General features: G+C 66.2%; 12 protein-coding genes and 4 pseudogenes. 9 read left to right on the top strand and 7 right to left on the bottom strand.

Features of this window, described 5'->3' with window-relative positions; genetic code table 11:
• Positions 1 to 79 precede the first annotated feature (79 nt).
• Positions 80 to 439 (top strand): annotated as a pseudogene (locus ACFV2X_RS25220) (transposase); the annotation flags it as partial.
• Positions 440 to 532: 93 nt separating this feature from the next.
• Here ACFV2X_RS25220 and ACFV2X_RS25215 read toward each other — a convergent pair.
• Together ACFV2X_RS25215 and ACFV2X_RS25210 are read right to left on the bottom strand one after the other, a co-directional pair.
• A complete protein-coding gene (locus ACFV2X_RS25215) occupies positions 533 to 841 on the bottom strand; it encodes an IS3 family transposase (RefSeq protein WP_385620237.1) in 309 nt (102 codons plus the stop codon).
• Between the two features lie 388 nt (positions 842 to 1,229).
• Positions 1,230 to 1,700: an ATP-binding protein gene (locus ACFV2X_RS25210; protein ID WP_385620234.1), complete on the bottom strand. Its 471-nt coding sequence runs from the start codon at positions 1,698 to 1,700 to the stop codon at positions 1,230 to 1,232.
• A gap of 545 nt (positions 1,701 to 2,245) precedes the next feature.
• Between ACFV2X_RS25210 and ACFV2X_RS25205 the strand changes: the two genes are divergently transcribed.
• The 4 genes and pseudogenes from ACFV2X_RS25205 to ACFV2X_RS25190 all read left to right on the top strand — a co-directional run.
• On the top strand, positions 2,246 to 2,617 hold the full coding sequence (locus ACFV2X_RS25205; RefSeq protein WP_385620231.1) for a hypothetical protein: 372 nt from the start codon (positions 2,246 to 2,248) through the stop codon (positions 2,615 to 2,617).
• Positions 2,614 to 2,715, top strand: a pseudogene (locus ACFV2X_RS25200) (transposase); the annotation flags it as partial. The gene ACFV2X_RS25205 and the pseudogene ACFV2X_RS25200, both read left to right, overlap by 4 nt.
• 70 nt (positions 2,716 to 2,785) lie before the next feature.
• On the top strand, positions 2,786 to 3,154 hold the full coding sequence (locus ACFV2X_RS25195) for a hypothetical protein (protein ID WP_385620364.1): 369 nt from the start codon (positions 2,786 to 2,788) through the stop codon (positions 3,152 to 3,154).
• Positions 3,155 to 3,527: 373 nt separating this feature from the next.
• Positions 3,528 to 3,725: pseudogene (locus tag ACFV2X_RS25190) on the top strand (transposase); the annotation flags it as partial.
• 28 nt (positions 3,726 to 3,753) lie between these two features.
• On the opposite strand, the gene ACFV2X_RS25185 reads toward ACFV2X_RS25190, so the two are convergent.
• Together ACFV2X_RS25185 and ACFV2X_RS25180 are read right to left on the bottom strand one after the other, a co-directional pair.
• Positions 3,754 to 3,993, bottom strand: a complete 240-nt coding sequence (locus tag ACFV2X_RS25185; RefSeq protein ID WP_385620228.1) for a hypothetical protein — start codon at positions 3,991 to 3,993, stop codon at positions 3,754 to 3,756.
• Between the two features lie 119 nt (positions 3,994 to 4,112).
• Positions 4,113 to 4,919, bottom strand: coding sequence for a DeoR/GlpR family DNA-binding transcription regulator (locus ACFV2X_RS25180; protein ID WP_385620226.1), 807 nt, complete (start codon positions 4,917 to 4,919; stop codon positions 4,113 to 4,115).
• A gap of 1,152 nt (positions 4,920 to 6,071) precedes the next feature.
• Here ACFV2X_RS25180 and ACFV2X_RS25175 point away from each other — a divergent pair.
• From ACFV2X_RS25175 to ACFV2X_RS25160, 4 genes are read left to right on the top strand one after another with little or no spacing between them, the layout of a single operon-like run.
• Positions 6,072 to 6,911, top strand: a complete 840-nt coding sequence (locus tag ACFV2X_RS25175; protein WP_385620224.1) for a transporter substrate-binding domain-containing protein — start codon at positions 6,072 to 6,074, stop codon at positions 6,909 to 6,911.
• Positions 6,912 to 6,931: 20 nt separating this feature from the next.
• A complete protein-coding gene (locus tag ACFV2X_RS25170) occupies positions 6,932 to 7,579 on the top strand; it encodes an amino acid ABC transporter permease (protein ID WP_385620222.1) in 648 nt (215 codons plus the stop codon).
• A complete protein-coding gene (locus tag ACFV2X_RS25165; protein ID WP_385620219.1) occupies positions 7,576 to 8,406 on the top strand; it encodes an amino acid ABC transporter ATP-binding protein in 831 nt (276 codons plus the stop codon). The genes ACFV2X_RS25170 and ACFV2X_RS25165 overlap by 4 nt, the downstream gene beginning before the upstream one ends.
• On the top strand, positions 8,403 to 9,626 hold the full coding sequence (locus ACFV2X_RS25160) for an aminotransferase class V-fold PLP-dependent enzyme (protein WP_385620217.1): 1,224 nt from the start codon (positions 8,403 to 8,405) through the stop codon (positions 9,624 to 9,626). Before ACFV2X_RS25165 ends, ACFV2X_RS25160 begins: the two co-directional genes overlap by 4 nt.
• A 670-nt stretch (positions 9,627 to 10,296) precedes the next feature.
• Here the strand turns inward: ACFV2X_RS25160 and ACFV2X_RS25155 are convergent.
• The 3 genes and pseudogenes from ACFV2X_RS25155 to ACFV2X_RS25145 all read right to left on the bottom strand — a co-directional run.
• Positions 10,297 to 10,437 carry a hypothetical protein gene (locus ACFV2X_RS25155; protein ID WP_385620215.1) on the bottom strand — a complete coding sequence of 47 codons (141 nt, stop codon included), beginning with the start codon at positions 10,435 to 10,437 and terminating at the stop codon, positions 10,297 to 10,299.
• Between the two features lie 182 nt (positions 10,438 to 10,619).
• Positions 10,620 to 11,540, bottom strand: a complete 921-nt coding sequence (locus ACFV2X_RS25150; protein WP_385620212.1) for a DMT family transporter — start codon at positions 11,538 to 11,540, stop codon at positions 10,620 to 10,622.
• A gap of 235 nt (positions 11,541 to 11,775) precedes the next feature.
• Positions 11,776 to 11,931: pseudogene (locus tag ACFV2X_RS25145) on the bottom strand (ATP-binding protein); the annotation flags it as partial.
• Positions 11,932 to 12,101 lie beyond the last annotated feature (170 nt).

Raw genomic sequence — 12,101 nt, 5'->3', positions numbered from 1 at the left:
AGGCGCTGAACCGCCCGGGCATCTACCTCCTCTGAGTTCTTCCCAACTGCGTCGGGGATACAACGAAGCGCCTCACGGCGCACAGATCATCAGCAGTTTCCCCGGCATCGGACCCCTCACTGGCGCGCGGGTCCTCGGCGAGATCGGCGACGACCGCACCCGATTCCGCGACGCCCGAGCCTTGAAGGCATACGCCGGAGCCGCCCCGATCACCGTCGCCAGCGGCAAGAGCCACGCCGTGCACCACCGACGTGTGGAGAACCAGCGCCTGGCCGCCGCTGGCTACGTCTGGATCTTCGGAGCACTGCCCTCCCCTCAGCCTCAGGTCAAAGAGCACTACGACCGTCGCCGAGCCCGCGGAGACCGGCATACCGCTGCTATGCGGAACCTGTTCAACCGTCTCCTCGGTTGCCTGCATCACTGCCTTGCCACGGGGTAAATCCGGCCAAGGCGTTTCCAACCCTCGTGAGGTTCCCCCGCTGTGCGGGTGTGGCTGATTAGCTGGTCAGGGCGGGTTGACGTGGTTTCAGGTTCACTGGTTCGCCGCTGCCTGGTCGGCGTAGTGCTTTTCGTCGAACTCGATCGGGCTGAGGTAGCCGAGCCGTTTCTGGATGCGGCGGGGGTTATAGAAGCCGTCGATGTACTCGAAGAGGGCGAGGTTCGCCTCGGCTCTGGTGGCGAAGACGCGGCCGCGGATGCACTCGGTTTTGACCAGTATCCACAGGTTCTCCGCCAGGGCGTTGTCGAACGAGTCGCCGACCGAGCCCATGGACGCCTGGATCCCTGCTCTGACCAGGCGTGTCGTGGGCTTTATGGAGGTGTATCGTGCCGTGGTCGGCATGGTGGACGAGCTCGCCGGGGGCGACTTCGCGGCTTGTGAGGGCATACTCCAGCGATGACCTTTTACGAAGCTCGGATGTCTGTGGATCGAGCTCAGAGAGCGCGTGACGGTCTGAAACTGACGATCATCGTTGACACCTGGGTCTCCGATCACTACGGAGATCCACATGCCGAAGTCCACTCCCACCACCCCGCCGCTTGGCCGTGAGGCCAAGCGGGGCATGTGGGTGGACGAAGACCATGTCCGTGGCGCGGACCTCGACCAACTGGCGGGCAATGCGGCGGGCTGGCAGCGAGTACAAGCTGCCTTCGCAGGCCACCGGGCAGTGAATGCGCGACACAACCACTGCTTCGCTCCAGTTATAGCTCTGATGCTGGCGTGAGTGTGTTCAGGCGGCCGACGCCGCGACAGTGACCGCAGGACTGCCATCGCCCACGTGGATATCCGGGATGTAAGCCCAGACGGTCTTGCTGCCGTCATGATGGCGTTCGACGGTTGTCCGGCCACGGCATTCGGCGACCAAGGCATTGACGATTGCCAGACCTCGGCCACTGGTGGAATTGACAGGTTCGTGACGATCCTGCGGATCGCCCGGGTCATCGTCCTGAACGCCGAGCCCGAATCGGCCGTCTTCGTCGATCTGCACGGTGATAACGATCCAGCGGCTTGTACTGCCGGCATGGCACACTGCGTTGGTAATCAGCTCGGAGGCAAGGAGTTGTACCGTGCCGGCCAAATCGCTACCCGACGGTAGACCCCAGAAACAAGCGCTTGCCAGAACAGCGCGGCGCGCGTGGGAGGCCGCTGCTTCCGAGGGAAGAATACGGAACGTATGTTTCCGCGAGGTGTATGAAATCATAATGATCAGGAACTTTGCTGAGTGAGCCAGGGTCTGGCTTCGTTTCCGGGGGGGTGAGGGTATTACGCCTCAGTTCGATGACCCGCCGGTCTCGCGGTCTCCTCGGAGAATGCGGCGATCGTCTTGGCGAGCTTCTTTTTCGCAGTTGACGCAACGGCGACCAAGCGGCCCGCCTTTGAGGGAAGTTCTGCGGCGCCCAGGTGGATACCTCGACACACTTCGAGCAGAGCATGCACGGATGTGGGCGGTCAAGGAATAAAACCGTGCATTTCAGATTGCACGGCTCAGGATGGCCAACGGCGCGCACTCGCCCGGAAGGGCAGCGAAGTAATCTTCGGAATGGATGTAGCGGGCCGGAAGCCGCGTGACCGCGCCATCAGGGATATGGGCTGTCCACGCTCGCCCGAGGGACAGCACAGGTCAGCGAGGTCGCTGGTCGAGGGATAAGGGGGGCCACGGAGTGGTCGGGGGTGGCCTTCGGCAGGCCTCCCCTCGATCGTGCGACAGCGCTGCAGGTAGTGACAGCGTGCGGGCAGCCTCCCCACGTGATCATCGCGCGTGTTGCCGAGCAGTGGGACCTGGAACTGGACGACCTCTTAGTGACCATCGGCCATTGCTTTGTCTCCGACTTCCTCGGCGTCTCCGGACGCCGGATGCTCAAGGCGCTGATCAGCGGCGAGCGCGATCCGGGGGTGCTCGCGGAGCTGGTCGCTCCAAACCTGCGGACCCGGCGCGAGGTCCTGATCGAGGCGCTGACCGGCTACTTCACCGACCACCACGCGTTTGTGGCCCAGACGATGCTGAACCGGATCGACGAGGCCACCGCCATGGAACAGCGCCTCAATGCGCGCATCGAAGAACACACCCGGCCCTTTCAGCGGCAGGTCGATCTGCTGGCCACCATCCCCCGGGGGTGAGCGCGCACACCGCCGAGGTGATCCTCGCCGAGATCGGCGCGGACATCAGCCGCTTCCCCTCGGCTGGCCACCTCGCCTCCTGGGCAGGGGTGTGTCCGGGCAACTACGAATCCGCGGGCAAGAGCCCGTCAGGCCGCACCCGCCCCGGCGACCCGTGGGCTCAAGGGCGTGCTCGGCCAGGCCGCGATCTCCGCCTGCCGCACCAAGGACACCTACCTCTCCGCCCGCTACCGACGCCTGGTCGGACGCCGCGGCCGACGCAGGGCGCTGGTCGCCCTGCAGCACTCCATCCTCATCTCGATCTGGCACATGTTCACCCGCGGCATCGAGTACACCGACCTTGGCGGCGACTACTTCTTCGAACGCGCCGGCAAGACCCGCGCCCCCCGCCGCCTGGTCAGCCAGCTCAACCGTCTGGGCTACCAGGTCAACCTCCAGCCCGTGGAGGCCACGTGGATGCTCCTGACCTGCACAGACGGGGGATTTTCGTATCAGCGGTCGAGTCGTCGTGAGGCTCCGGGCGGCCAAGTTCTTTGAGCCATCAACGGCGACAAGCTCACAGCCATACCCGGAACCCCTGGGCCCGCCGATCTTACGAAGGACCAGCTCAGACCCATGCTTGGAAGGTAGGACAAGCTTAGAAGCCGTATCTCAACCGATCTTGGAACCTGCGGATCGAACGGAGTTCCTGCTCGGGTGATCTTCCGGCCGTACGCGCATGAAGGCGGGGCCTCCTGGTAGCTCAGGGGTGCGACCCCATTCCGAGCGGTTCCCGGAGGCCCTGTTGTCGTTGTTGTACGCGCCCGAACCCGCCCACTTCAACTCACCCGCCGTATCGTGCGATTGCCTCGCTCATGCGTACGGCAACGCGGCTGATCATCCCGATCGGGTGCGCCGGTACCCGTCGGACATGACGGACGCGGAGTGGGCGGCCATCCGGCCGTTGCTGCCGGTGCCGGCCTGGCTTCAGGGGCGGGGCGGACGGCCCGAGGGCTACTGCCACCGCCAGCTGCTGGACGCGATCCGCTACCTGGTAGCGGGCGGGATCTCCTGGCGGGCGATGCCCGCGGACTTCCCAGGCTGGGGCCGGGTCTACGCCTTCTGTGCGCCGTGAGGCGCTTCGCTGTATCCCCGACTCACTCGGGAGGAACTTGGAGGAATGTTTCTGGGTCGCCTGACTTACCGGCGGACATGGCCAGGGCCTCGACCAGCTCCTCCCGCGCGATCACCCGCCGGTCCAGCTCGATCTCCGCAGCCTCCAACACCTCAGCCAGCCGCGCGGCTTCCTCCCGCAGATCCTCCACCCGCACCCGGGCAGCCGCCTCCCGCTCCTCCAGCATTCCCAGCACCGACGCCACCGCGCACCCCTCGGTCATGAAGCGGACACAAGACGCCGCATACCTCCCTCACCCCGAGCAAAACCATGCCTGACCAGCAGAAACTAAATGATCACGTTCGGTTGAGGCGGCTTCTTAGCTCCCTGACAGAGTCAAGCTTAAGGATTGGAGGCTGGAGTGAGCTCGGCATCGTCTCCCGCAGATGGGACTGGGACGCACCTCAGGCGGCTCCCGTAGGCGCTGCGGTCTCCAGCGGGAAGCCCATCATCGGTCAAGAGTGTGGTTATTTCACTGAGAGAACAGACGGTGGCCAGCGCCCGCCGACCGAACTTGGAATGGTCGGCTACCACCACAGTGCGGTCGGCGGCCGCCAGCATGGCTTGCTTGACTGGGACTTCGATGACGTTGATGTTGGTGATGCCGACATGAGGATGAACCGCCTCGGTTCCGATGAAGGCCCAGTCGGCGTGCAAACGGGTGAGGCTACCCACTGCGTCGGGACCGACGAGCGTGTAAACCGTGTCGACCAAGAAGCCGCCGGTCACGTGCAAGCGGTTCGAGGGGTGCCCGGCCGACCGGACGCCGACCATCAGATCGTTGGTGATCACGGTGAGGTTGCGCCGGGCCTGGAGAGCCGAGGCAATGTGGTACATAGTGGAGCCGCTGTCGATAATCACGCTCTGTCCATCACTGACCAGATCAGCCGCTGCCTTGGCGAGCGCCTTCTTGACCGGCTCGTGCTCGACGCGCCGCACGCTGTAAGGCACGTCGATCGCTTCTGTGGGGTCAGCGGGCAGCAATCCCCCTCGGGTGCGCTTGATCAAGCCAGCGCGTTCGAGGTGGGCGAGGTCGCGGCGGATGGTCGAGCCATCGACGCACAACTCGCTGGCCAGTCCCTTGACGCTCAGATATCCCTGCGTCTGCACACGCTCAAGCAGGATCCTTCTACGGTCGGATGACGGCACGGCTGCGCCTCCTTCAGATACTCGCGCATTCATTGTTGCACAGTACAGTGCCTTGATGCACCTTTGTGTGCAGGAGCAGAAGCTCCTGGCCTGCACGGTCGCGTGCGTCCGAATTGGTCCAACCCCGAACCCCAATACTCACAGCAGCAGGCGTAGCTGCCGACATGCCCGGCCGTGGCAAAGGGTTCGCCTCACGTGATTCTGGTGAGCCCGACGCGCGTACGGATCCGAGCATCCACAGAGGGATCGAGAAATGAAGGAAACAGGGCCCACAGAAGCTCAAGGGGGTCCGCCCGCCCACAAGCCCGCAAGGCTGCGGTCCAATACCGTCGGCCTAGGCTAGCTAGCGTCCAGGGAGGATGTGTTCACGCGCGCGCGAGCGGCGCGAGGCCCATGCGGGCCCCGGGCGATAGATGTTGGGCGACCGAATGCGCACGCAGCGTGCGGCAACAAGGTCTGGGTGTGCCCGGAACCGGACTTGAAACCGACCCGTCGCATGCTCTGACCTGCGACGATGCTCTGTTCGTGAAGAAGGCGGGCCGAGTCCGGGCCCCGAACGGCCGGGCGGCCTCCGGCGGGCACGTCAGTGCGCCCGCCGGAGGCCGCCCGACGCCGTACTCGGTGCACGCGTCTTGCCGCCCGCCTCCCCGGAGTACTCATACGGGCCGAAGCGGGTCCCGCTGAGGCATCTTCTTGTCCAGGACGACCAGCACCTGGCGGTCGGCCAGCAATGAACGGTACAACGCGGCGGCGGCCGACCGCCTGAGTTGTCCCGGTCGCTCATCGGCAATAAGCACAAAATGGCGAACGTGTGGTCACGGTGAGGTAGCCAGGCGCAGCAGCACAGCGGACCATGATGTCGCGCGACTGGCAGCAGAGCTGCCTCCACTGGCGCGGAAATACCCCAATGGGGCGCTAATGTCACAAATTGCCGAAAGGTAGCAATCGCCCCCTGTTACCCCAGCGTAAATACCCCCCCTAGGTACTTGACGTGCCTCTGCAGTAAGGCGCACCCTCTGGATGCACCCCTAACCCTCAGATCAGCCGCAGCCCTCCACCCACCCCCACACGCGACCTGCCCGTCATCGAGGACGAGGCGGCTTCATGCCACCGCGTAATGGCCACGACTGCTGCGCACGAAGGACTGCGATCATGATCACCACTCTGACCTCCTCCCCATGCCGGCGGCTTGCGGCGCTGCTCGTCTCCGGCGCGGTGTTGACCGCCGGCTGCTCGGCCGACTCCCCCGGCAACATCCTCGACAAGGCGCGCTCGAAGGGCACCCTGAGAGTCGCGCTCACCGAGGCGAACCCGCCGTGGAACTTCCTCGAGGACAACAAGCCCGTCGGTTATGACGTCGACGTGGCGCATGAGCTGGCGAAGCGGCTCGGCATCGACAAGGTCGAGTTCATCGGGTCGGACTTCGGCAGCTTCATCGGCGGTGTGCAGGCCAATCGGTTCGACATCGTCATCTCGGGTCAGACGATCACCTCCGAGCGCAAGAAGCAGGTCGATTTCTCCCGTCCCTACGAGGTCAACGGCGTCTCGGTATTCGTGGACAAGGGCAACACGTCCCTCACCGGCCTTTCCTCCCTGCGCGGAAAGCGCATCGCGGTGACGGAAGGCACCACCCAGGCCGAGTACGCCCGCACCAAGATCCCGGGCGCGCAGATCAAGACGTACAAGAACGCCACGCTCGCGCTGACGGACGTCGCGCGGGGCCGGGCCGACGCGGCACTCGTCTCGAAGTTCCAGGGCGCCTATCTCGCCGACAAGAACAACCTCAGTGTCAATGCCGCAGGAGCGTTGCTGGAGACCGAAGTCAACGGCATGTCGTTCCGTAAAGGCCAGAAGGACTTCAAGCAGAAGGTCGACAAGGCCCTCAACGACATGATCGACGATGGCACTCTGTCGGCCATCTCGAGCCGCTGGCTCGGCGGCCTCGACATGGCCGAAGAGCTCCGCAATCTGCCCGCGCACCAAGCGGGCTGACGAAGAGGAGGAATCCGATCATGGACCTCATCGTCCAAAACTTCCCCGACCTCCTTAGAGCCATGGGCGTCACCCTTGAGCTCGGCGTGGTGTCGTTCGTCCTCGGATGCGCCCTCGGCCTGCTGGTGGGGCTGGCCAGGATCTCCCGGTTCAGGCTGCTGAAGGGGCTCGCCATCGTCTACGTGTCGCTGTTCCGGGGGACACCGCTGCTGATCCAGATCATGCTGGTCTACTACGGTCTCCCGCAGATCGGCATCATGATCGAGCCGATCCCGTCGGCGATTCTCGCGCTCACGGTGTACGCCGCCGCCTACCTCAGTGAGAACTTCCGCGCCGGCATCATCGCCGTCGACCGCGGACAGTGGGAGGCGGCCCACTCCATGGGCATGCCGTACTGGAAGATGCTCCGGCGGATCGTCGCGCCGCAGGCGGTGCGGGTCGCCATGCCTCCGATCGGCAGTCGGTTCATCGCGCTGATGAAGGACACCTCGCTGGCCTCCGCGGTCACCGTCGTCGAACTCACCAGGGTTGCGGAAAGCATCGGCAGCTCGACGTTCCGCTACATGGAGGCCCTTCTCGTGGCAGGTGCCGCTTATTGGCTGATCAACACCCTCCTGTCGGTGGGGCAGGGCGCTCTGGAGCGCCGGTTGGGGAAGGCGTACGCATGAACCAGACAGACCAGATAGACATACGCGGCCTGCACAAGCGGTTCGGCTCGCTCGAGGTGCTGAAGGGCGTCGATCTCACCGTGGCCCGCGGGGAGGTGGTCGTGGTGATGGGGCCCTCGGGCTCCGGCAAGACCACGCTCATCCGCTGCATGAACCTGCTGGAGGAGCCCGACGCCGGCACGGTGGCCATCTGCGGCTGCTCCGTGGAATGCGGCGGCGCGATGCGCAGGCAGGAGCGCATCCGGCAGGTGCGGATGATCCGGCACCGTACAGCAATGGTGTTTCAGCAGTTCAACCTGTTCCCGCACATGACCGCCCTGGGCAACGTCGTCGAAGGACCGCTCTGCGTGCGGCGCATGCCCAAGGACGCCGCCGTGGCACTGGGCAGGGAACTGCTCGACCGGGTCGGCCTCGCCGACAAGGCGGCCGAGTACCCCTCACGGCTGTCCGGGGGCCAGAAGCAGCGGGTCGCCATCGCACGTGCGCTGGCCATGGAACCGGAGGTCGTCCTCTTCGACGAGCCGACCTCGGCACTCGACCCCGAGCTGCACGCGGAGGTCCTGGAAGTGATGCGCGAACTCGCACACGACGGCATGACCATGGTCGTCGTCACACACGAAGTGGAGTTCGCCCGGGAGGTGGCCGACCGGGTCGTCTTCATGGACGGCGGCATCGTCCTCGAATCCGGGCCGCCACAAGATTTTCTGAACCATCCGGTCCACCCTCGCGCGAAGGCGTTCCTGCGCCTCGTCGCGCACGATGTGCCTGGTCCGGAGACCGGGGAGGAAAGGCCACAGAAGCCGGCACGGTGGGAGCAAGCGAGTTGACGGCGACACAAAGCGCAGGGCAGGCGGCGTTGTACAGGGACTACTCGCCGGAGGACGTCGCCCGGGCGCGCGCCGACACCCCGGGGTGCACCAAGGTGGCGCACTTCAACAACGCGGGCGCCGCACTGATGCCCCAGCAGGTCATCGACGCTGCCACCCGCCACCTGTACTTGGAAGCGGACATGGGTGGCTACGAGGCAGCCGCCCATGCCTCCGAGAACATCGAGGCGGTGTACGACTCCGCAGCGCGGCTCCTCGGCTGCGACCGCGACGAGATCGCACTCGTCGACAATGCCACCCGCGCCTGGGACATGGCTTTCTACGGCATCCCGTTCCGCCGCGGAGACCGCGTCCTCACCAGCATGGCCGAGTACGGCAGCAACTTCATCGCGTATCTGCAGGTCGCCGAGCGGTACGGGGTCCAGGTCGATGTCATCCCCAATGACGAGTACGGACAGATCTCGCTCGACGCCCTGCGGGCAGCAGTGGACGAGCGAGTCCGGGTCATCTCGGTCACCCATGTCCCCACCAACGGGGGCCTGGTGAATCCCGCGGCCGAGGTCGGCAAGATCGCCCGTGCGGCGGGGGCTCTGTACCTTATCGACGCCTGCCAGTCGGTGGGACAACTCGTCGTCGATGTGGAAGAGGTCGGCTGCGACCTGCTCTCCACGACCGGCCGCAAGTATCTGCGCGGACCACGGGGGACAGGGCTGCTCTATGTGCGCAGGGCCGTGCTCGACCAGCTCGTCCCGCCGGTTCTCGACCTGCATGCCGCCACCTGGACGGCGCGTGACCGATACGAAATGCGCCCGGACGCACGCAGGTTCGAGACCTGGGAGGTCAACTACGCTGCTCAGCTCGGCCTTGGCGCCGCCATCGACTACGCCCTCGCCTGGGGTCTGCCACGGATCCAGAGGCGCGTCGCCGCACTCGCGGAGGCTCTGCGAGGGCAGCTCGCGGAGATCCCCGGCGTGCGTGCCAGGGATCTGGGTGTCCAGCGCTGCGGCATCACCACATTCACAGTGGACGGCGGCGACGCGGCTCGGGTGAAGTCGTCCCTGGCCGAACAGGGAATCAACATCAGCGTGTCGCGCACGGCCTCCACCCGCCTGGACATGGACGAGCGCGGCCTCAGGGAGCTCCTCAGGGCATCGGTCCACTACTACAACACCGAGGAGGAGATCAGCGCCCTGGTCCGGGCCGTCCGCACCTTTACCTGATCAAGGCTGCCGCCGAGCCTGCGGTCGGGTGATCTTCCGGTGGCCGCGGCATGAGGGCAGGGCCTCCAGGTAGCTGGGGTGCGAACCCGCACCAAGCACCAGGAGGCCCTGATCCACGGGACGAACGCCTCAGGAGGCCCGGACCCCGACGTCTCAACAACAGAGCGGCGGCGTCCCGCGTCGCCGTGGCCACCACCGTGAAGCGAGGGGCTGGCGTCCGTGGGCGCCGGACCGGGGTGCCGGTCCCGCGGGCGATGCGTGCGTTGGAGCGGCCCCGCGCCGCGAGGAGCACGACCTGCGCGCGGACCCTGGCCCCGGTGGGGAGTCTTGTGGCCGTGGGGATGACAACCAGCCGGATCGCATTTTCCACGTAGGCCACCGTGCGGGCGTCGGGCAGCCGGAGAAACACCCTCCGAGGAGTTGCTGCGCGCCCGCGTCGCCGAGGCAAACGCCCACAGCCGTCTCGGGACGCCGGCGTAGCGGGGCGGGTTCCCGGCGAACTCGACACTGCCGCACGGCTGTTGTCGACGGCGCGTGCCATGCTGTCGTAGTTTGCGCGCGGCCTTGTGTTACGACGGGCCTGCGTCCCAGCGGCGGATACGCGAACGCGTATCCGCCGCCTGTCCTGGTGGCAGGTGCCCAACCGAGGTCCCGGTGTCGGGCGGGGACGTCAGTGGACGTAGGTCTTCAGGATGTCCGTGCCGAGCGTGATGCCGACCGGCTCGGGAAGGGCTACCTGCTCCCCGAAGGGGGAGGGGGTGGCCAGGGCGACGCCCAGCGGCCCCACGGAGGCGACTCCAATTGGCCCCATTTCGTGGACGATTAGTGAAGGTCAGGCGTGCTGTGATGGCTCCGGGGGGCGGCTTGAATTGGGACCGCTCCGTTGACAGGACTCGTTGAATTCCTCACCGCAGGGTGCTCGGGCGACGGACTCGCCCGAGCACCCCACTCAGCGCCTCGCAGGAGAGGCAACCCCAGACAAACCGGCGGTGTTCACGATGCGGAGGTCGTCCTGGCCGGAACCTGCTGGATCCCGATCGAGGCCAAGACGAGGAAGGCGCCGAGGATCTGGGCCCCGCCCAGGCGCTCATGGCCGAGAAGCACCGCAAGCAGCGTGGCGGTGAGAGGTTCCAAGAGGACTGCGACGACCCCGGCGGCTGCACCGGTGCGGTGCAAACCCGCGAAGTAACTGGTGTAGGCGACGGCCGTGGGCACCAGCCCGAGGAATACCAAAGCGCCGACCACGTCCATCCGGGCTGGCAGTTCCATCCCGGCCACCAGGCCGACGGGCAACAGCAGCACACCCCCCGCCAGGAATCCCAGCCCGGTCACGGCGGTTCGTTCCAGGCCGGGCAGCGGCGCCCGGCGGTCCAGAGTAAGTACGGCGAATCCCAACGCGGCGATCAGCGCCAAGCCCGCGCCTGTAGCGCGGTCGCCACCCGTGCTGGTGGGGGAACCGAGCAACAGCACCAGCCCGCCGACAGCGATCACGACCGATCCGGCCGCATGGCGTGTGGGCAGGCGTCGGTCGAGGGCGGCGGAGCCGATGGTGACCAGGACGGGGATAGCGACCATCGTGGTCAGAGTCGCCAAGCCGACCGACGTAGCCGCTACCGCCGCGAAGTAGGCGGCCTGGAATACGGCCAGCAGTAGGCCGGCGACAGCTACCCGGGCCGCCGCCGCGCGCGTGCGCGGCACGGCCTTGAGTCGGCCTGCGGCCGCGGCGTAGGCAGTGATGAGTGCTCCGCCGACGAGCAGTCGGTAGGCGGCGACGGCGACTGGCTGCAGTCCGGCATGGGAGGCGAGGAGTGAGCCGGCGAGGCCGCCGGTGCCCCAAAGGAGTCCGGCGAGGATCAGCAGGGCGGTGCCGGACCGCGGGACGCGGGCAGCGGCGAGTGATGAGTTTGTGGGCATGGAAGGGCTCCGGCTTCGACGTGGATGAAGGGCAACGTCGGAGCGGGGCGTCAGTGGATCACCGACACGGATCAGACCACGCCAAACTGGGGCCGCGGCCGAAGGTGTCGGCCGGGCCCAGGCAGCACCCCGCTCAGGAGCGGGGCGGCGGGCAGATGATCCGGTGGGAATGCACGGCACGTAGCCTAGCCGGGGTGGTCCCCTGGGCTGTCATGGTTTATTGCCGGGATCCTCATCATTGTGACGGGTGGGTGCCTGGCTTGCCCCGGCGAGCTTTGGTACGGGCGAGGCGGTAGGACTCGGTGCCGGTCTCGATGAGGGTGGCGTTGAAGGTGAGCCGGTCCACGATCGCCGCGCAGAGCCGCGGATCGGTAAAGGTCTTGCTCCAGCCATCTGGGGCTGGCACTTGTTCCCTCACATGGGTTGCCGCTGCCACCTGGCCGTATCCCGCTCCTGGGGTCCTCGTTGGTTCTCGTGGTAGCACCCTGGTTTTCAAGGTGCTGCCTTGACTGTTCAGGTGCGAGGAAGGTGTGCCGGTAGCTGAGGCGAGACTGCAGGTCA

Origin of the sequence: Streptomyces sp. NPDC059679, from assembly GCF_042734105.1 — a bacterium.
Classification (GTDB): Bacteria; Actinomycetota; Actinomycetes; order Streptomycetales; family Streptomycetaceae; genus Streptomyces.
Note: the sequence above shows the minus strand (reverse complement) of the source record. Positions and strands in the feature narration are given on the sequence as shown.